Origin of the sequence: Leptospira neocaledonica (genome assembly GCF_002812205.1) — a bacterium.
GTDB lineage: Bacteria > Spirochaetota > Leptospiria > Leptospirales > Leptospiraceae > Leptospira_B > Leptospira_B neocaledonica.
Genome location: NZ_NPEA01000005.1, coordinates 249,168 through 269,825, shown reverse-complemented (window position 1 = coordinate 269,825; position 20,658 = coordinate 249,168). Strand labels below are relative to the sequence as shown.

The window sequence follows — 20,658 nt, the reverse complement described above, 5'->3', positions numbered from 1 at the left end:
GAAAAACGGCCGTTTGGCTTAATTCGTCTTTCTTTCGGAATATACTTTATCTTTAATGATCTTGGACCAATCCTTTACGAATTTTTGAGAATGCTCGTATCCTATTTCATATAATCTTTTGTATTCATCCCAATCGAATGTAGAAAAATCTCTCACTGGTAATTCGACGAATATATCAGAATTTTCTTTTGTTTTAAGAAGATTATTTCGACTGGATAATAGCATGGATCTCATAAATAACTCACCTATATGAGGGAAGGAATATCTATCTTCCTTTTTCATAAACTGATTTCCCAAAAGTTTTAAGGCAGAAGGCCCTTCTCCAGGGAATCTTGACTCAACGAGTAATCCGTAAGTCTGATCCTTATTTGGCTGAGACCCTGCTCCTAAATCAACGGAGACTAAAACATCAGCTCCCTTTCTTCTCACCAAAGTACCAGGAAGATTATCCCAAAGTCCTCCATCCACATACAAGGAGCCGTCAGTATAAAACGGAGGAAAAATCCCAGGGATAGAAGTACTGGCTCTGATTGCTTTCCAAACTTCTCCTTCTTCGAATACTTTCGGTTTTGAATTTGTAAGATCGCATGCCACAGCTAAAAAGGGGATCAATAGAGTTTCTATTTTTCTATTCCCGAAAAATTCTTTGATAGCTCTGGAATATCTTGCTCCTCTCAAAATAGAAACGAACGGAAGAGTATAATCCCTCGTAAGTTTTGCTTCTATCCAAACTTCTTTGATCAATCGGAGAGATTCGTCAAATCCATATCCCATCGCAAATAATCCGGCCATGATAGAGCCTGAGCTAGTTCCTCCGATCAGATCAATTGGTATTCCCGCTTCTGTTAAAGATCTGAGTAACCCTAAATGTGCAAAACCTTTTGCTCCTCCGCCTGAAAGAGCAACTCCAACGGATCTACTTTCTAATCTTCTTGCGATGCGATCAAATTCTCCGGCTCTATTCTTTCTCAAGATAAGTTTTTGGCCTGGCAATTCATGAAGAGTATTTTCCAATTCTTCCCAACGACTATAAGAATCTTCCAAATAAATTACAGATTCTTTCGTGGTTTCTCCCAAACTTTCTCCTTGGATCAAATTCCAAGAATAAGAATTTTTTAATATTGGTCTTCCAGTTTCGGCGAGAAGAAGGATACGATCTGCCTGCCTAAGACTCGCTTCCGTCCAAAGTGGATCTCCAGAAGGTCCCACTTCGAATACAACGTTATCGTATTCCTTCTCCAGTCCAGCAAACCAAGATAGAATATCTGGAATTCCAAATCGCATTCCGTTTTTTTGAAGTGTCTTTCTGTCTTTTAAAAACTTAGAAAGTTTTTCCTCGTTTACCGGGAGTGCAGAACCGAACGATTTTAAGGATTTGGAAAGTTCACTTGAAAAATGTTTAAGAGGAAAACCTTCTGTGACAGGAACTAATGCAATCGTATGAACTTTTCGACCAAAGCGAGAAGATTCTTTGTTTTTTTGTCCCAATCTTCTGGCGATTGTTTCTGTCACATGAAATAAAGCCTCTGGCGATTCAGAGATAAATTTCCGGAATCCATTTCTAGAAATTTGTATTACCTGAGAGGAACGTACTGCATACACTGAAGCAGAACGAGGCTCACCTGTGAGCAAAGACATCTCACCAATGATATCTCCCTTTGCAAATTCTCCTTCGCCAGTAATATTTCCTTGGTCATCAGAAACACTGTATCTAAATCTTCCGGACAATATTATAAAAAGTGAATTTCCAGGTTCTCCCTGGAGCATCAATCTTTCTCCGCCTGGAACATACAACCATCTCAAATAAGGAGTCAGTTCCCCTATTTTTCTTCGATCTATATGAAATAATAATTCTAGATTAGAAATAAATCCGAGAAGTTCCTTATGACTTGGTTCATAAGAAGCCATCCTAAAAAATCTTTTGGTCTCTAATCTTTCCTTCCAACGTTTAGAAGTTTCTGGATGTTCAATTTCCCATTTATGCCAGTTCTTAGTACTAATCCTTAAAAGTTTGGAGTCAGTTTCAGTTCTTACTCCAAACTTACCTTCTTTCCAATGGAAAAATCCTGCTTCTCCAAAATGAGAACCAGGCCCCAGGCTTCGGACCATTAGCTCTTCTCCGGAGGAAGCCTTAGTAAATTCCTCACATTTGCCTTCTAAAAGAAAATAAAACCAAGCAGAAGATTTTTCTGAGGCAATTAAAACTGTGCCAGAGCTTATAGATTTATATTCGAAAAGTCCTGTAAAAGAAGAAGTTTCTACCGGATCCCAATCCCGGAACAATTCCTGGTTAGATGAAAATATAGATCCAAACCTATTATTCTTTGCTTCGGATTTGTTTTTTGTTCCGACTTTTTTCTTTTTTTCTCTCACTGCGTTATTCTCTGGTATAAGCTAAAAAAACAAACTAAGTAGAAGAAATAGATACTGCAATCGGAAATATACTCTTATACGGCTCACAAAAGAAAAACGCCCAAAGGAAAAAATCCTAAGGGCGCAAACAAAATGAATAGGAGATCTAAGTTAACGATTAACGTTTGAGACCCAGGACTTCCTGTAACATTTGGTCTGTGGTCGTGATCGTTCTGGAGTTTGCCTGGAAACCTCTCTGAGTTACGATCATATCAGTAAACTGATCGGAAAGATCCACATTCGACATTTCTAATAGACCAGCGTTGATCTTTCCTCTACCTGCGATACCGGCCTCGCCGATCAATGGTTCTCCTGAGTTATTGGAGAATGCGAACATTGTATCTCCAGCTTTATCCAAACCGGCAGGGTTATTGAAAACTGCTGTTGCAATTCTTGCTAATGGTTGTTTGATCCCGTTGGAATAAACACCTGTTACTGTTCCGGAATTATCAATGGAGAAGGACTCCAAATATCCCATGGTATATCCGTCTTGTTTTACAGCTTTAGTAGTAAAGTCGGAAGAGAACTGAGTGATTCCGTCTACCATTCCAGCTTCACCTAAAGATAAATCAAAACTTTGGGTCTGAGGATTGCCAGGAAGTTTAAAGGAAACTTTTGCATTCAATTTTCCGGTGTTCATCACATCTGTTCCGTCGGAAACATAAACGATCTTACCGTCAGGAGTGAATCCGAACTCAAGCTCGGTAAGTCCAGGCATTTGAGTGTTCTGTCCACCTGTAGCAGCAACATCCACCGAAAGTTGAGTGGCGTCAGTTAAAGACGTTCTGGCCTTCCAAGTGTTTTCGCGAACTTTATAGAATTCCATTTTAAATTCTCTTTCAGCACCTTGGTCATCAAAAACTTTGATAGTAGTTACATGTCCCCTTCTTGCCTTAGGGTCCGGATCGTTGATCATAGCGGTGATCTCTTCTGGAGTAGCGTCAGGCGGAACTGCTTGCACGGAAGAATTCAAGTTGGATCTGAAATCCACTTTGGAAGTAGCTCTTGCAGGTTCTTTAGAATATACCGGAATGATAATATCTTCGATCGAAGCGGAAGAGTTTATATATTTATTCCCTTTCTCATCTAAGCGAGAATTCCAACCTTGGACTTTCAAACCGTTTGCAGGGTTTACATAATAGCCATTCTTGTCTAAGTTAAAGGCACCGGCTCTGGTATAGAATTGTTTGTCCCCATCTTTCACGATAAAGAAACCTTCTCCGGAAATCGCAACGTCCGTATTCTTACCGGTTGTTTGTAAAGCACCTTGGGTCATGATCTTATCGATTGCAGCGATCAATGCTCCGAGACCAACTTGTTGAGGGTTCACCCCACCAATGTTTTCCTTAGGCTCGGAAGCTCCTCTCAACTCCTGGGAGATCATGTCCTGGAAAGTAACACGTTCCGTTTTAAAACCGTGGGTGTTCACGTTGGAAATATTGTTACCGATCACGTCCATCCGCACTTGGTGGTTTTTTAAACCGGAAACTCCTGAATAAAGGGATCTCATCATGGCGCTTATACCTCGAAATTTTCTATTTAATTAATAATTACTGTCGTTCGGTTTTCCTGGAAAACTCCAACCTGGAGCTCCGGAACTTGTTTCTTCAAAACTAGAATCATTCTGATTTTGTAATGTATCTGGAAATTGTTGCGGTTGAGCTGTAGAAGGTCCAACAGCTGCATTAGAGGAAGATCCTAAGCCACCATTAGGCCCTGCAGATTTCGGAGCAGGTGTTCCAGTTTGCCCTTCTTGCTGGTTGATGATCGCAGGATCAGTGATTAAAGTAATCGCATCAATCTCTACTGTTCTACCGTTTACTCTAACAAAGGATTTTCCTTCTCCGTCGAAGAACAATGCTCCTGCGGTTCCCACCACATTCTCTCCGGTCACAAAATCAGGACCGGAAACGATCTTTCCTACAAGGGAGAAACTTTGGCGATTAGTCATCTTGCCGATCCCTTGGGAGATATTATTCATCTGCTCTAAGGAAGAGAACTGAGCCATTTGTGCGATAAAGTCTTGGTCTTTAACCGGGTTCGTAGGATCTTGAGAAGAAAGCTGAGTGATCAACAGTTTTAGAAAATCATCTTTTCCTAATGCTTTCGCGGTAGAACGGATCTCGATCCCTTGGAGACCGCTTTTTTCTTCCTTCTCCAATTTATCAAAATGCTTCCTTAAATCGTAACTTCTGTCTCCTTCGAGATAACGGCTACGTGTAGCTTCGTTAGAAACCGCGTTTGCTTCAGGCATGATCCTCTCCTTAAACCAAGATGTTTAAGCGTTTATCAGTATTCTTTTCGGCGAATTCCGAATTTTCTATAGAGTCCATTTCCGAAACTTCTTCCAAATCGGAAGAATTCGAAAAATCTGAAGTTTCGAAACCAAAACCTTCTTGGTCGAAGAATCGAGAAGAGTCCTGTCCATCCCAACTCATGCGTAAAGAATCCTCGGATTCCACTATTAAGGATTGTAGATCTAATCCTTGTTCTTTAAAATCTTTGCGAAGTTGCTCCAAATCTCCGGCGAATAATTTTCGAACCTGATCCGATTCTACTAAAATTTTACCTTGGACTTTATCATCTTCCACAGTAATACGTAAGGAAACTCTTCCTAATTCTCTCGGATTCAATCTAAGAGTGGCTTCCGATTTTCCATTCTCAACTATATTCAATTTTGCTGATTGAACTAACCTCTGAAAATTTTCCTTCATTTGAGCACGATCCATTGAAGATCCAGGATTTGTTTTAGAAGGTTTAGAATTTTGTCCGGAAACTTCTGGGTTCTTTTCTGCGATCCCGAGACCCGCTTTTAATAAAGTGAATGTGGTCTCATTCCCGTTTCTTTGGGAGAAGTCCTGATTTTGAGATCCTTTACCGGAAGTATCCGATTTGGAAGCTTCTTCCACCTGAGCGGCTTTCGCCGCCTGGTTTTTGGAAACCATAGAAAGAGTTTCTTGTTTTTTCTCTCTGGTGATCTTCCAGTTCTCGGATTCGGGAATAAAATTTTCTTTATGAGAATCTTTTAATACTGTAAGTATTTTTTCTTCATTGGCTGGTTTGGAAAATTTACGAGCTTCTTCCAAACTTTTTAAACCTTCATCCAGACTTTCTTTTTCAGGAGTTTTTTTGGATTCTTTAATAGAACGTTTTTCTTCCGACTGACTCAATTTCAGAACGGAAACATTTCCTGCTTCTTCTTTTTGTTCAGCCTTAGGAGCTTCTTCTTTTACATGTTTTTGGATCTTTTTGAATGATACGGATTCTTCCTGGTTTGCAGCCGCAGAGACTTCTTTTTCTTTTTTGGCTTCAAGTCCTGCCAAGAACACACTCATCTGTGTGATAAAAGGAGAATCTAATTCTTCGGCCAAGAATTCAGAGTCGGTCTCCGCTTCTAACTCGGAATCGGTTTCTTCTAACTCTGCTTTCTGGACCTTCTTCTCAGAAAGACGAACTAATTTTTCATTGTCTTCTTCTTCCGAATCGGTCTCTTCTACTTCATCCTCTTCGGATCTTACGAATAATTCAGGCTCTTTAGATTCTTCCATTTCGGAAGGTTTTTCTTCTTTGATTTCGGACTTTTGTCCTTCTTCCAAAACCTTTTGAGAGCGGAGTTGGATAGACTTCATCAGGTCCATAAAACTCACCGAAGGGGCGGAAGCTTTTTCAGAAACATTAGATACCTTTGGCTCCGCCGAAAGCGAATATCCTTCTTCTCTGCCTGGTCCTTCCGTTCTGATCTGCATAGTTTGCCCCTTGCAGTATAAGGATCGAAATATCTGTGGATTCCTTGATATAATTATAAGATTATCTTCTTCCTTTATTGGATTATGTCGCTTTATTCCAGCCTTATCCGTTCTCCCTTAGTTTATTGTGCTTTTGGTGCAGGTGTTCCTACCATAAGAAGGTCCAAAATTTCGGTATTTCCCTGAGTTTCCGCTAGGTAGAAGGAATCGTATCCAAGATCATCCTTTAGATCCGGATCAGCACCATATTGCAATAATGCCTTAAAAATTTCCGTTCTTCCAAAAAGAGCCGCATACATTAAAGCGGTCTGGCCAGAAAAATTCTTTTGGTCCACGACACATTTTGATTGGAAGAGTTTTTTTACGATACCGAGATGGCCCTTAAAAACGGCACCCATTAAAGCCGTATTTCCACGATTGTCCTTGGAGCATGGATCCGCTCCTTTTGAAAGTAGGAACTCCACTGCTTCTTCCTGACCGTAGTATGCAGCATAGATTAGAGCAGTATATCCCTTGGAGTCCTTGGATTCAATATCGATCCCTGAATCCAAAAATTTTCCAAGGCCTACAATATCCCCGATTTTTGCAGAATCGTAAAAAGCAGAATTTCCGTCTCGGACTGGCTTATAACCTTCTTCCTCCGCCAATAAAAAATAACAGAAACCGCATACGAAGTATATTATAAAAAAAGAAAATAACTTCATGATCCACTCTTCCTTGCGGCCTTTTTAGGGGCCGCATCTTCTATTCGAAAAATATTATTATAGTTCGCTTGAGATCTTTTTGACTTCTTTCAACTCGACTCCCACTTCTTTCGCCAGTCTTTCACCATATTCCGGGTCCGCAGCATACGTATGAGCGACTATCTTAGTTTTAATTTTGGGATTTTGGACGGATTTTAGATCGCCTGCAAAGTTACGGATCAGCGCCGACTTTTCTTTCTCGCTATAACTTCTATACAGTTCTCCTGCTTGTTTGAAGTTTAAAGTTTTTCGGACCATCGTCTGCTGGGTCGTGCCACTCAGCTTAAAATTGGAGAATTTATAATCCTGATCTTCCGAATACTTTCCTCCCGATCTAGATTGACCACCCTGATAAGAATTCGGCTGGTAGTTGATATTTCCCTTACCTTCCGAATATTTTAAGGCTCCGTCTTGACCATGAGAAGAAACTATATTAATAGGTCGATTGACCGGAAGTTGGATACCATTCACACCTAATCTATATCTCTGGGTATCCGCATAAGAAAATAATCTTCCTTGCAAAAGTCTATCTTCCGAAGGTTCGATCCCAGGAACCAAATTCGAAGGAGCAAATCCTGATTGTTCCGTGTGTTCGAAAAAATTCTCCGGAACTTGATTCAAGGTCATTTTTCCTAATATTACCGTTTTCAGATTCGGAATTCGGATCCATTCTTTGGTAGCATCCAAAGGATTAAATTCAAAATCGTTTAATATCTCCGGCTCCAAAATCTGAGCTTCCAATTCCCAAGAAGGGTTGTTTCCTTTTGTGATGGAATCATATAAGTCTTTTGTCATATGATTGAAGTCTTGAGACTGTATCTTGGCAGATTCTTCCGAATTTAAGGTCTTGATCCCTTGTTGGCTTTTCCAATGGAATTTAACGTACGAAACTTTACCTGAAGAATTTACGAATTTGAAAGCGTGTACTCCGTTTCCGTCCATCTCTCGATACGTGGCAGGAGTTCCCAAATCGGAATATAAATAAGTCAGCATATTCGTACTTTCTGGAACATGAGCGAAAAAGTCGAAGAACCGATTCGGATCCTGTAAATTCGTTACTGGAGAAGGTTTGAGAGAATGTACCATGTCCGGAAATTTCATGGCGTCCCGAATGAAGAACACAGGAAGATTATTCCCTACTAGATCCCAGTTACCTTGGTCCGTATAAAACTTGGTCGCAAATCCTCTAGGATCTCTTAATGTTTCCGGCGATCCGCTAGGATGAACCACTGAAGAAAAACGTACAAATACCTTAGTCTGTTTTCCTTTTTTGGAAAATAACGCTGCTTTGGTCAGTTCGCTCTGGTCTCCATAACTAATAAAAGTTCCGTAAGCGCCGGTTCCTCTGGCATGCACCACTCTTTCCGGAATTCTTTCCCGATCAAAACGAGCCAATTTCTCGATCAAATGAGAATCTTGAAGAAGCACCGGTCCCGTTTCTCCAGCAGTTTGAGAGTTCTGGTTATCACCTACCGGTGCCCCATTCTCTCGGGTCAGAGTTTCAGCTGACAAGGAATGAGAGAAGATAACTCCTAGGAACAAAAGTCCGTAGATAATCTTTGTTTTCATATTTCTACCTCGGATCTAGATTTAGAATTATTCTAAATCTAGATCAATTCAAAATAATTGGAAACCGAAAAAAATTAGAATTATTCTAAACAAATGGTCAAAATGACAGAAATTCTTATTTTTTTGAAATGGAAGGAATTGAACTTCAGAAAAACATAAAAAGTCCGGCCTTTTAGAAGCCCGGACTTAGGGGAAGAAGTAGAGTTTTAGGAAAATTTAGATAAGTCGAGATCTCGGCTGGAATGATTTCTCAATTATAGCCGGCGAGTTCTTCTAGGATCCAAGCGTGAGCGTCCTGGACGGTTTTGTACAAATCTTCCAACTTATGAAGATCCATTTTTAAGGAGCCATTCTCAAAATGTAGGTGTACATGTCCGCAATTTGCGCATAAATCCACGATAAAGTAATTCCTTTCTGAAATCCGAATCGGGCGGCAGTATTCTTCCATAGATGTCCTCTTTCCCATCAGGTTCTTTTTCTTTAGAAAATTGTCAAATTGATTTTGAGACTCATTATTGATAAAAATGACTGTATATGAAAAATAGCAGAATAAGAATACGAATCCATCAGAAGACATTCTGACTACAAGCGACAGCGATCATAGCGGAAATCCGGCGATGCACCATCGTAAAAGTATAAGGCACTATATTAAAGAATCATTATGGTGCTTCGCTGATTGAGCGGAGAGCGCGGTTCTCGCCAAGCGAGAAGTCGCCAAAACTCGTATCTTACTTGGAACTATGGATCTCTTGCAAAGAACGGATGGTGAAACCTTTATCAGTCATCTCCATCATTCCTTTGATTAAAGCCTTAGCAGCACTCGCAGTAGTCAAACATGGGATCTTGTAACGGATCGCTGCTTGGCGGATTGCAAAACTATCGTCTCTAGTCACTCTACTAAGTGGCGTGTTCAGTATAAGATGGATCTTGTTCTCTCGGATATAATCTAATGCAGTCGGGAACTGGTTATCGTATACCTTATTGATCTTGGAGGAAAGTATTCCATTTTCGGATAAGAACTTATGGGTTCCTTCGGTGGCGATCAAAATGAATCCTAGATCAGAAAGATCCTTGATATACTTCAGTAGATCTTTTTTGTCCTTATCATTTACAGAAACGAATACCGTACCCTTAGAAGGAAGTTCTTCTCCGGCCATGTATTGAGATTTTAAGAATGCCTCTCCGGCAGTGTCTGCAATTCCCATTACCTCGCCTGTGGATCTCATTTCCGGCCCGAGGATTGTATCCACTCCGGGAAATTTATTAAAAGGTAATACTGCTTCCTTCACGTTTACGGTAGGGAACACCATTTCTTTTGGAAGTGGTAATTGTTTTAAGGTCTCACCCATCATGATACGGGTAGCGTATTTTACAATAGGGTGGCCAAGAGCCTTGGACACAAAAGGAACCGTTCTGGAAGCACGAGGGTTTACCTCGATCACATATACAACTTCTTCCTTAACTGCATATTGGATATTGATAAGTCCCTTGACCTGCAATTCCAATGCAAGTGCTCTTGTAGCATTTCTGATATCATCTAATACTTTTTTGGACAAGGATTGAGGAGGAAGAATACAGGCAGAATCTCCGGAATGGATCCCTGCTTCTTCAATATGCTCCATGATCCCAGCGATAAACACATCTTTGCCGTCGCAAAGTGCATCCACATCCACTTCTACCGCATCTTCTAAGAAGGAATCTATAAGAAGCGGTCTGTCTTCTGAAATTTCCTCTGCCTTCTCCATATACTTATCCAGCTCTTTTTCTTCGCTGATGATAAGCATAGCTCTTCCGCCCAATACGTAACTAGGGCGAACAAGCACAGGATAAGTGATATTATTTGCGATTTTCCTAGCCTCTTCCATAGAAGTAGCTATTCCGTTCTTAGGAGAGATCAATTTCAGTTTTTCTAATACTTCTGCGAAACGTTTTCTATCTTCCGCTCTGTCTATGGAATCCGGGCTTGTTCCTAAAATTGGAACTCCCCTACTTTCCAGATCTTTTGCAAGTTTGAGAGGGGTTTGTCCACCGAATTGGATAATCACTCCATCCGGTTTTTCCTTTTTATAAATCTGTATTACATCCTCTAAGGTAAGAGGTTCAAAATATAATCTGTCGGAAGTGTCGTAGTCCGTAGAAACAGTTTCCGGGTTGGAATTCACCATGATGGATTCCACTCCCAGATCTTGTAGAGCGAAGGACGCGTGACAGCAACAATAATCGAACTCTATTCCTTGTCCGATTCGGTTCGGTCCGCCACCTAGAATGATTACGGATTTCTTAGAGGTTACGTTTGTCTCATCCTCTTCGTCATAAGAAGAATAAAAATACGGCGTATAAGCTTCGAATTCTCCGGCGCAGGTATCGATCCTCTTATAGATAGGTTCTATTTTAGAAGATTCTAATATTGCTTCCAGGTTCTTTTCTTCTTTTTTGAGAATAGAACCTATTTCCGCCTTTTTTTTATCAGGAGTCTGAGAAGAAGAGAGTACCTTTTCTATCTCCGCTTTTTTAGCAAGGAAGGCTAACTGCCTATTAGCAAATCCTGCTTTTTTTAGTTTTCCTAAAACAGAATTCCCTTTTTGTACGAATTCTTTTTCTAAATTTTGTAGATCTTCGAATTGGTATAAGAACCAAGGATCTATCTTAGAAAGGTTGTGGATCTGTTCTACACTATAACCTTCTTCCAATGCTTTTTTAACATAGAAGATACGCTTATCATTCGGTCTGCGTAAGAATGAATCTATCCTCTCTTTTCTCTGAGGAATAGATAGTGTATGAAATTCGACTAACTCAGCAAAATTTCCATCGGAACCGAAACCGAAACGATCGATCTCTAAGGAACGCATCGCCTTTTGGAAACTTTCCTTAAAAGTTCTTCCAATTGCCATGGCTTCTCCCACGGCTTTCATCTGGACTCCGAGTGTATCATCGGTCCCTGGGAACTTTTCGAAAGCAAACCTTGGGATCTTGGTCACCACATAGTCTATAGATGGTTCGAAAGAAGCAGGTGTAACTCTTGTAATATCGTTTTTGATCTCGTCCAGAGAATATCCAATGGAGAGTAACGCAGCAATCTTTGCGATCGGGAATCCGGTCGCCTTGGAAGCAAGCGCCGAAGATCTGGAAACGCGAGGATTCATTTCGATAACAATCACGTCCCCGTCTGCCGGATTTACTGCGAATTGGATATTGGATCCACCGGTTTCGACCCCGATCTCTCGGATGATACTGATGGACATATCTCTTAAGTTTTGGTATTCCTTATCGGAAAGTGTCTGTTGGGGAGCAACTGTGATGGAATCCCCAGTATGAACTCCCATAGGATCTATATTCTCGATGGAACAAATGATTACCACGTTATCCGCGAGGTCTCTCATGACCTCTAACTCGAATTCTTTCCAACCTAAAACGGATTGTTCTAATAATACCTGGCTAATTGGAGAAGCCTTGAGACCTTTGCCTACAACTTCGTCGAAAGTTTCTTCGTCGTAAGCGATCCCTCCTCCGGTTCCCCCCAGAGTGAATGCAGGTCTTACAATGAGAGGAAGTCCGATCTGAGCCTTGACCTCTGCCGCTTCTTTCAGATTCGTTACGAGCCCGGAGCGAGGAACTTTAACCCCGATCTTCTCCATTGCTTTTTTAAAAAGTTCTCTATCTTCCGCCTTTTTGATCGCGTCTATTTTGGCGCCGATAAGCTCTACATTATATTTTTCTAATATTCCCGCATTATGGCAGGCCAATGCAAGGTTTAATGCTGTTTGACCTCCTACAGTAGGTAGGATCGCATCCGGCTTTTCCTTTTCCAAAATTTTTTGGACGACTGCAACAGTCAGAGGTTCCACATACGTGGCATCCGCCAGATCAGGATCAGTCATGATAGTGGCAGGATTGGAATTTAGAAGGATTACCCGGATTCCTTTTTCTCGGAGGGCTTTGGCGGCCTGGGTGCCTGAATAGTCGAATTCACAAGCTTGGCCGATAACGATCGGCCCGGATCCCAGGATCAGAACGGAGCGGAGATCTTCCCTTTTGGGCATATTATTTCCAGGATTTTTATTCTGGCCTGTACTTCAAGTCTTTCCGAGACAGAAAGAAAAAAGCATTCCGATCAAAGTTCAGATTTTGGGAGGAAATAGTCTCCCGCCTTTCTCCATTTTCCGGAACCGACCAGTAGGAGATCCAACTTACGCTGTAAATCTCCGCAAAGAGAAGCTGGGAGAGGTTTCGTATTCCATGGGTCGGAAATCCTGTCATAGCAGGTATACAAAACACCATTTGGACTCGGAATATAGATCAGCTTTTTGGTCCTGGTTTGGAGCATTCTATGTTTGGAAAAAAGAACCGTCTCTTTTGCATACGAATCGGAAACAGTCACACTATTCCCGTCATTCGGATCGATCGTATGTAACTCCAAAATATTCGGATAACGAATCCTATCCTTTTGGAAGAAATGATCTCCCCGATCCGAAAACCAAATCCCTGTCTCGGAATACACAGAACGATCCTCTCTCCAATTGTCTTCCTTCGGAAGCCTGGTCAGATCCTTTCCGTGCAAAGAAAACTTTTCGGAAGAAGCTCCTAAAACGGAAAGAATTGTAGGAAATACATCCAAGGAGCTTGTGATCCCTTTAAAACTCCGGATTTCCTTTCGTTCGAAAGATTTTGGTAATTTGATAATGAGCGGAATCTTAGTGACACCTTCTCCTCTCAAATGTTCCCCATGACCGTGACTATGATCCTCTTCAAACAAGGATTCACCGTGATCTGAGGTAAGAATGATAAGTGTATCGTCGTATAAACTTCTTCTTTTTAACTCTTCTAAAATTTTCCCGACGGAAAAATCAAAAGCAGTCAAGGAAGCAGAATAGATAGAACGAATCTGTTCTTGTTCTTTTTTATCAGGCTTTTCAGAATTACTCGGATCTACAAAACGAAAATATTTAGAAGGCCCGTAATAGTGGGGATCCGTATTCTTATAAAATGGATACGGCGGACTATAAGGAAAATGAGTTACGGAAGAAAAGTACAGCGCAAAAAATGGGCGATCCTTTTTATCAAACACCGAGAATAAATCAGGCAAGATCCGAGAATCATCCCCCAGACTCGGAAGAGATCGGATAGAAGAGAGATATTCCCCCCCTCCAAAAAATGTCCCTGTCAAAACAGGAAGAAAGAAAACCTGAGACTCTATCGTTCTCTGCTGGGTTAATGTCTCCGCGCTAAAATTCGGAGCATACACATTTTGGAATCCCCAGTTTGCCCTAGGAAAAATATCCCCCGCAAAAGAAGAGACCACATATGTTCTATGAGATTTTCTTAAAATACCTGGAAGTGTAGCGACTGTATTTCCTAATTTGGAACGATCTTCTTTATCCGGGAACATGTCTTGGATTCCATGTTCGAAAGAATATTTACCGCTTAGAAAATCCGCCCAAGAAGGAAATGTCCTGGGAATCGTAGAATGATGATCTAAAAACACAAGAGATTCGGAAGAAAGACGGTCTATATTCGGGGTTATATTCTTCTCCCCTTTTACAAAACCTAATTGATCCTGACGAATACTATCCGCAGAAATGATAAGTACATTCGTGTTAGAAGAATGTTCCAAGGCTTCTTTAGATATAACGTTTTCCCTCTGAGGTCTGGTAAAAAAAGAAAATCCAAAACCTAAGATCACAATTGCAACAAAGATAAGATCTTTTTTAGAGCGAGAAATTAGAATATCAAAGGAATAAAAAGCGGAAGCACTCAAAATACCCCAAGCAGACCCTAAAATATGAAAAGAATAAAATAATATTATAAAAACCGCATATCTAAGTAAAGATTCATAAGACTCGGATTGCCAGAAATACAATCCATTTCGAATAACTTGGATAGCTAAAAACAAAAATAAAGCTGATTTAAAGAAGAAGGGCGAAAAATGATCCGTAATAAAATATAGGAATCCTAGTGCCCAAGAATGCCTATAATAGAAAAATTCTCCGTATACCTGTGGATATTCGGAAACGGATCCACAAAATAGAAGAAATAAAACGGAGACTAAAATTAGATAAATTTTATATATCTCAATCTTCTCCCCAGTCTTCCATCTCGAAAAATCTGGACCTAAAAATAAGATCGCAACTCCTACAAAAAACGCATAAGAGGAAGCGAATACTCCGCTTAAGTCTCTCAGTAACAAAGGGATAAGCCCATAAAAAAGAGAAATAAATTCGCTGATATCTACTCCCATTACATGAAGAGAAGTATTCGTGAGAAGACATAGAAGAGTCAGAACAAATACGAAAACCCCTGAATGGATCCAAGGGTTCCCGGAGTTAAATTCGGATCGGATAAAATTTTTAAATTTAGACCAGAACTCGGACATTTAAAGTATTCCTGCCGAAGGAACGAGGAGTAAAATTTTCCCAATCCAAAGGAAGTGGAGACTGGACGATAATGGCAGCCACACCAGGTTCGTTTTGAGCAATCTCCTCTACTACGTTTTTCAATTTTTCCGTTTTTTTCTCCCAGAAAGAGTAAGGAGGATCCATAAAATACACTTTTGTTTTTTCAGGAATATCGAAACCTGAATAGAATCTAAAGGCGTCTTTGCGCATAACTAAATGAGGTTTTCCTAATTTATCTAAAACACCTTTTAGGCTTTCGAATCTGTCCCATGCAAGTTCCAAAAACACCGCTCTTGCAAAACCTCTACTCAAGGATTCGATCCCCATCTGTCCCGAACCGGCAAATAAATCCACAAATGCAGAATCCTCCATATTCAAACGGCCTTGCAGCTGTAAGGATTCGATAATATCAAATAATGATTTTTTAATGATCGCAGGAGTAAAATTACTCTTACCCTCAGGGCTAACTGGAGAAGGGATCAATTTCCCCTTCAATTCCCCGGTTTGGATCCGAAGACCTTTTGATTTTTTTCCCGGTTTCATTTTTCCTCTTTTCTCTTTTCCAGATTCATTTCTAAAATCCGGATCCGTTTCCCTAATTTAGAATCGGTAGGTACAGATTTAAGTTTTGCCAAAACGGTATTCGCCGCCTCGTATTCCTGTGAAGAATACAATATACATGCATATGTGTAAACACCTTCGGAGTACCGAACGGAAGACTCTCCCTTATTTAGGAAAATTTTACCCCAGCGAGCCCCCGATTCATAGGATTCTAAAACCAATGCACGTTCTAAAAATAAAAAAACGGAATTATAAAAGATAGAAGGTTGTTCCTTGGATCTGGAATAAATACTTAAAAGTGTTTTATCTATCTCTTCCAAGCTGGATTCGGAAGCAACGTATAATAAAAGGATCTTATAATCCAATTCTCCGGATCTAAGACCTGATCTGGAGACCTTTACTAAGGTGTCGTAATTTCCTTTTTTATAATATTCATAGACCTGGTCGAAATCCACCGAGTGGATTGAATTTGATAATAAAAAGATTACGATAAGAATGATGGAAGCGGTCCGAAACGTTACTTTTTGGAAAAAGCCGGACCGCAAAAAGATTAGAGTTCGATTACGTTTGAAGAGCCGCACATGGAGCAGATATGATTTTCTGGGCCGTCAAAAGATCCGTCTGCATCATCTTCCCAACGATGATCACAATCCTCACATACAAAAGTTACGGCGTCCTCATCGAGGTAGTCCTCGTCGCCGTCTGTTTCGTAATCCTCGTCAAAATCATAATTATAAGGCATATTTACACGGAATCCAGGAGGGGTCCGAGAGTCAAGCTAGAGTAGGAATTCCAACCCCAAAAAATAAGTGAAAGGTCCGGGCTTTTTTTAGAACCTGACTTTATACATGCTCTACCAAGCCAACCACAGAAGTTACAGAAAAAAAGCGAATTACAAACCTTTAGTGTTCTTTTTGATCCTCCTAGGTTTGGCGGGGATCGCGTTTTTTTTCAGACAAGATATCAAAAACCTGTTCGCAGGAGATAGACGTTTACTTCTCGAGAAAGAGAGAAAACTACTCCAAGAAGGGATCGTAAAAGGTGAGCCTAAAGAAGGAGAGATTAAAGAATTCAAATCTACTGCAAAAGATTTTGTAATATCTAATCCAAAAGAAGGAATCTCCTACCATTATTCGGCCCTTTCGGGATATTACGAATTCTTACTATTAGGTTTTAGATTCGACTCAGTCACTCTTTCCAAAATTGCTTACACCGGTTTCCAGGAATTTTTAGAACAGGATAGTTCTTATCTTCCTCTTGTAGAAGATTCATATAGACAGGCGCTTAGGGCACAGGCAATCGATCCTGAATTTTTAGAATCAACGGACAATCGTTATCTGATCGCATTCGGAGAATCTATCCGGCAAAAGCTTAGCCGCTCCGCATTGAACAAACTTCTGATCTCTATAGAACCCGAAAAATTAAGTCCTGAATTAAAATCAGGTTACGCTTGGACCTGTTTGGTAGGAAGTGCACTTTCCGGAAACACGGAGTTCTTGAAAAAGATACTTTCTCAGCAAGATATCTCGGGCTCACTTTTACTTTCCGCAAGAGAATCCGATTTTCTAATTGCATTGTCCGAATTCAGAGCAGGGCAATATGTATCTTCCTTAAATTATTTAAGAAGAGTAAAAAACATAAACGAAGACTTTCTGACAGGAAGTTCTAAAATTTTAGAAGCAAGGATATTTTATTACCAAAACCTTTCACCAAAAGCGATCGTATTATTAGAAGAATATTATCCGAATTCGGGGGACAGAAAGGAAGAAGTTCTACTTCTTGCAAAAGAGATACTGTCCAAAAACCAAACCTTGAAAACGAAACTACCCGTAGAGGATTAAAAAATGAAATATTTCTTCTCACTTATACTTTTAGCTTTTTTAGGATGTGGGGTAAAACCTGTGCCTCCTCCTGCGGGAAAATTTTGCGAGCCTATGCTCAAAAATACACAGTGTGTATATTTGGATTTTAGAAATTCTAAGGCGATCTTAGAAGAGAAAGAATATCCGATGAAGTCCACAAGCACCTTGAATTTTTCCTATAAAGTGGACGAAGTCTTTTATGAAGTAGAAGTCCTGAATGAGAACAGAGTTAAGATCACAGGCACCAACGGGTTCCAAAAAACTTTGTTAAAATTGAAAGATAAAGACGAAAGAAAAAAAGAATACGTAAAACTCTGGAAGGCAATCAAAGATCTGTTTTGAAGCGGGCTATAGTCGCTTCGCTCCTGAAGCCCTAAATCGATACTTTTTGAATATTTAAATTTTGAAGAGGACTATAGTCGCTTCGCTCCTGAAGCCCATGCGGTAGACTATAAAGAGATTACCTTTAGGTTCCCCTTTTTACCGTATTTAATGATCTCCTTATCTTTAGTAACAAGATCTGCATTCAAAACTCTTGCAGTCGCTACGATCATTCTATCCGCCGGATCTCCGTGAAAGGTGTCGGGCAAATTTACACTTTCTACAATTACTTCCGGAGTTAAACGATGCGGTTGGATCCCTGGAGCATTATATGCGTCTTGTAGCCATCGATTCAAGGTTCCTGAGATTTGGATTCTTTTTTTAGCAACGAGCATCCCGACTTCCCAACCGGATATTTCGGAGACGAATATTCCTCGATGAGGGATATGCTTATATAATTTTTTAAGAATGGGTTCTTTTTCCATTCTTGGATCTCCTTCCATGAGCCAAATCCAAGCGTGAGTATCCAGAACGATCATCTATTTCAGATCCGCGTCCCAACGTAATCCCAAACTATGAACAATATCTTCATTCTCCTGGATCCGTCCTTTTAGATAGCCGAATAGACGCGCGGCAGTGCTATCTTTAATGGTCACTAACTTGGCCACTGGTTTTCCATGTTTGGTGATGATCACTTCTTCCTGGGTTTCTTGGACTCTGTCCATTAAGCTAAGGCATTTGGTTTTGAATTCTGCTGCGGAAAGTTGCATACTCTCGAATCATAATATGACCAGTCACTAATGTCCAGTTTTTTATGAAAACTCAGGGAGAATCCGCATTCCGCTTAAATTTTGGAAGAATGTATGCCCAAAATTTTCCAACCTACTCGAATGAGCGATATAAGTATTTCCCTATCAAATAATTCCAGAAGGACCGACCGAATCGCAAAAAATGCTCGCTGGAACTGCTTTTTTCTCCCTTATTGATCTACGCATATGAGTGATTCAGGCCGTCCAACTCGTTTTTTCATTTTAGGGATTCTTATTTGTTTTCTATTCTTCTTCTCTTGTGTCCAAGCAAAAGGGAAAGAAAGGCCTAAGGCAGAAAATGGAACCTTAGATCTTAGTACCTGGGATTTTACAAATGATGGAACAGTAGAATTAAATGGAGACTGGCGATATTACTGGAAGGAACTCATTCCACCCAAAAATTTCCAAGACGATCTTGTTTCTGATCCGAGCGGATTCATTCCTATTCCGGGAGTATGGAACGGCCATATTTTAAACGGAGAGCCGTTACCTGCCATAGGGTATATTACCTATCATCTAAGAGTATATCTTCCTGAAACCGCTCCTGACCTTGCGATACGAATCGATGATGGCCAAGGATCCGCATATTCCTTATATTGGAATGGCAAGTTAGTCGCTTATAATGGGCATCCCGGACCTTCTCCTGAAGAAGAAAGTCCAGAGTATCTTGCACAAACCAGTTCCGTTCCTCATGCCAAACAAGTGGATCTAGTGATGTATATTTCAAATCACTATCATCGGAATGGCGGTTTCCAAATGCCGATCTTACTTGGCGAGTCTTCCAAAATTTTTGCCGCTAGAGACAGGAACAGGATGACTAGCGCATTTTTGGCAGGAGCCCTACTCATCATGGGCTTGTATCATATGGGCCTGTTCCTATTTCGCAAAAAAGAAATGGAGATTTTTTGGTTCTCTCTTACCTGTCTTGCTATCACCTCCAGAGTACTTACCAGTGGAGAAAGATTTATAGGAGAAGTGTTCAGAAATGTTCCTTGGAATATTTTTATCAGAGTAGAATATCTCTCCTTTTATTTAGGAGTTCCCTTCATGGCTATGTTCATGAGGACTTTATATCCTGCCCAGTTCAGAAAGACATCCATGATTGTCATTTTAACGTTATCCGTTCCACCATGCCTTTCCATTATAGTACTTCCTCCTGCGCTTTTCAGTTATACTCTCCCTTATTACCAAGCATTGATCGTATTCGGAGGAATATATGGTATGATCATGGTTGCCATAGCTATATTCAAAGGCTTACAGGGCGCAAAACTGATGTTATTGGGGTTAGGAATATTCTATGCAGCCGTTCTGAATGATTTTATTTTTTACCAATTCCATATTGGACCCGGATATCTAACCCCTGCGGGCCTATTCTTATTGACGTTTGCAGATGCAGCTTTATTGGGCAGAAGGATAGCAACTGCTTTCAATACCAGCGAAGAATTATCCGTCAATTTGGAGAAAAAGGTAGTAGAAAGAACAAAAGAACTCGCGGAAGAAAGAGACCGCACAGATTTATTATTATTGAATATTCTTCCTAAACCTGTTGCGGAAGAATTAAAATCCAAAGGATCAGTCACCCCCGTATATTACGAATCTGCAAGTATTCTATTCACAGACTTTGTTGGATTTACTAAAATTGCAGAAGATATGTTGCCCAAAGATCTAGTAGAAGATTTGCACAATTGTTTTTCAGAATTCGATTCGGTCGTTTCTCGTTTAGGTTTAGAAAAACTGAAGACTATCGGCGATTCTTATATGTGTGCCGGAGGAATTCCAAATATTAATTTTACGCATGCGGTAGACAATTGTTTGGCAGGTTTGGAATTTCTAAGATTTATGCATAAAATCGCAAATGCAAAATCACAAATGGGACTCCCGTTCTGGGAATTAAGAGTGGGAGTTCATACAGGCCCTGTGACATCAGGAGTGATCGGTTCCAATAAATTCGCCTATGATGTTTGGGGAGACGCAGTCAATCTTGCAAGTAGAATGGAATCTTCAGGAAAACCCGGACATTTAAATATCTCAGGCTCCACCTACGAAGTGGTAAAAGATTTTTTTGTATGCGAGCATAGAGGTAAAATCCAGGCAAAAGGAAAGGGAGAAGTGGATATGTACTTTGTAAGTTCCATACGTCCCGAATTGTCTGTTGATTCCAAGGGAATTCTTCCGAATGAAAAATTTGAAATTTTAAGAATGGAATTAAATCTGAAACTGAGTGCAGTTTGATCTTTTCGATT

The 20,658-nt window shown here is 40.3% G+C and carries 17 protein-coding genes; 3 read left to right on the top strand and 14 right to left on the bottom strand.

Going from position 1 to position 20,658, the window contains the following annotated elements:
* Nucleotides 1-18: 18 nt before the first annotated feature.
* The 12 genes from CH365_RS10450 to CH365_RS10395 all read right to left on the bottom strand — a co-directional run bounded on the left by CH365_RS10450 (nt 19) and on the right by CH365_RS10395 (nt 16,165).
* The gene (locus CH365_RS10450; RefSeq protein ID WP_100768512.1) at nt 19-2,373 is read right to left on the bottom strand and encodes a patatin-like phospholipase family protein; all 2,355 of its coding nucleotides are present in this window, start codon (nt 2,371-2,373) and stop codon (nt 19-21) included.
* A gap of 157 nt (nt 2,374-2,530) precedes the next feature.
* Complete coding sequence (gene flgE, locus CH365_RS10445) at nt 2,531-3,925, bottom strand: flagellar hook protein FlgE (protein WP_100768511.1); 1,395 nt, start codon at nt 3,923-3,925, stop codon at nt 2,531-2,533.
* Between the two features lie 30 nt (nt 3,926-3,955).
* Nucleotides 3,956-4,666, bottom strand: coding sequence for a flagellar hook capping FlgD N-terminal domain-containing protein (locus CH365_RS10440; RefSeq protein ID WP_100768510.1), 711 nt, complete (start codon nt 4,664-4,666; stop codon nt 3,956-3,958).
* Between the two features lie 10 nt (nt 4,667-4,676).
* On the bottom strand, nt 4,677-6,158 hold the full coding sequence (locus CH365_RS10435; RefSeq protein ID WP_100768509.1) for a flagellar hook-length control protein FliK: 1,482 nt from the start codon (nt 6,156-6,158) through the stop codon (nt 4,677-4,679).
* 122 nt (nt 6,159-6,280) lie between these two features.
* Nucleotides 6,281-6,862 (bottom strand): ankyrin repeat domain-containing protein, encoded by a 582-nt coding sequence (locus CH365_RS10430; RefSeq protein ID WP_100768508.1) that lies wholly within the window; start codon nt 6,860-6,862, stop codon nt 6,281-6,283.
* A gap of 57 nt (nt 6,863-6,919) precedes the next feature.
* Nucleotides 6,920-8,470: a catalase gene (locus CH365_RS10425; RefSeq protein WP_100768507.1), complete on the bottom strand. Its 1,551-nt coding sequence runs from the start codon at nt 8,468-8,470 to the stop codon at nt 6,920-6,922.
* A 250-nt stretch (nt 8,471-8,720) separates the two neighbouring features.
* Nucleotides 8,721-8,918, bottom strand: coding sequence for a hypothetical protein (locus tag CH365_RS10420; protein ID WP_100723231.1), 198 nt, complete (start codon nt 8,916-8,918; stop codon nt 8,721-8,723).
* A gap of 280 nt (nt 8,919-9,198) precedes the next feature.
* The gene (gene carB / locus CH365_RS10415) at nt 9,199-12,510 is read right to left on the bottom strand and encodes a carbamoyl-phosphate synthase large subunit (protein WP_100768506.1); all 3,312 of its coding nucleotides are present in this window, start codon (nt 12,508-12,510) and stop codon (nt 9,199-9,201) included.
* A gap of 71 nt (nt 12,511-12,581) precedes the next feature.
* A complete protein-coding gene (locus tag CH365_RS10410; protein WP_100768505.1) occupies nt 12,582-14,840 on the bottom strand; it encodes a sulfatase family protein in 2,259 nt (752 codons plus the stop codon).
* The gene (locus CH365_RS10405; RefSeq protein WP_100768504.1) at nt 14,821-15,405 is read right to left on the bottom strand and encodes an RsmD family RNA methyltransferase; all 585 of its coding nucleotides are present in this window, start codon (nt 15,403-15,405) and stop codon (nt 14,821-14,823) included. Before CH365_RS10405 ends, CH365_RS10410 begins: the two co-directional genes overlap by 20 nt.
* Nucleotides 15,402-15,968, bottom strand: a complete 567-nt coding sequence (locus CH365_RS10400) for a hypothetical protein (RefSeq protein WP_425268548.1) — start codon at nt 15,966-15,968, stop codon at nt 15,402-15,404. Before CH365_RS10400 ends, CH365_RS10405 begins: the two co-directional genes overlap by 4 nt.
* A 5-nt stretch (nt 15,969-15,973) precedes the next feature.
* On the bottom strand, nt 15,974-16,165 hold the full coding sequence (locus CH365_RS10395; RefSeq protein WP_100768672.1) for a hypothetical protein: 192 nt from the start codon (nt 16,163-16,165) through the stop codon (nt 15,974-15,976).
* A gap of 106 nt (nt 16,166-16,271) precedes the next feature.
* On the opposite strand from CH365_RS10395, the gene CH365_RS10390 reads away from it, so the two are divergent.
* Nucleotides 16,272-17,264: a hypothetical protein gene (locus CH365_RS10390; protein ID WP_100768502.1), complete on the top strand. Its 993-nt coding sequence runs from the start codon at nt 16,272-16,274 to the stop codon at nt 17,262-17,264.
* Between the two features lie 3 nt (nt 17,265-17,267).
* The gene (locus CH365_RS10385; RefSeq protein ID WP_100768501.1) at nt 17,268-17,627 is read left to right on the top strand and encodes an LIC12806 family lipoprotein; all 360 of its coding nucleotides are present in this window, start codon (nt 17,268-17,270) and stop codon (nt 17,625-17,627) included.
* A gap of 107 nt (nt 17,628-17,734) precedes the next feature.
* On the opposite strand, the gene CH365_RS10380 is transcribed toward CH365_RS10385, so the two are convergent.
* A complete protein-coding gene (locus tag CH365_RS10380) occupies nt 17,735-18,145 on the bottom strand; it encodes a type II toxin-antitoxin system VapC family toxin (protein ID WP_100768500.1) in 411 nt (136 codons plus the stop codon).
* A complete protein-coding gene (locus CH365_RS10375; protein ID WP_100768499.1) occupies nt 18,146-18,376 on the bottom strand; it encodes a type II toxin-antitoxin system Phd/YefM family antitoxin in 231 nt (76 codons plus the stop codon).
* Nucleotides 18,377-18,601: 225 nt separating this feature from the next.
* Between CH365_RS10375 and CH365_RS10370 the strand changes: the two genes are divergently transcribed.
* Nucleotides 18,602-20,647, top strand: coding sequence for an adenylate/guanylate cyclase domain-containing protein (locus CH365_RS10370; protein ID WP_100768498.1), 2,046 nt, complete (start codon nt 18,602-18,604; stop codon nt 20,645-20,647).
* Nucleotides 20,648-20,658 lie beyond the last annotated feature (11 nt).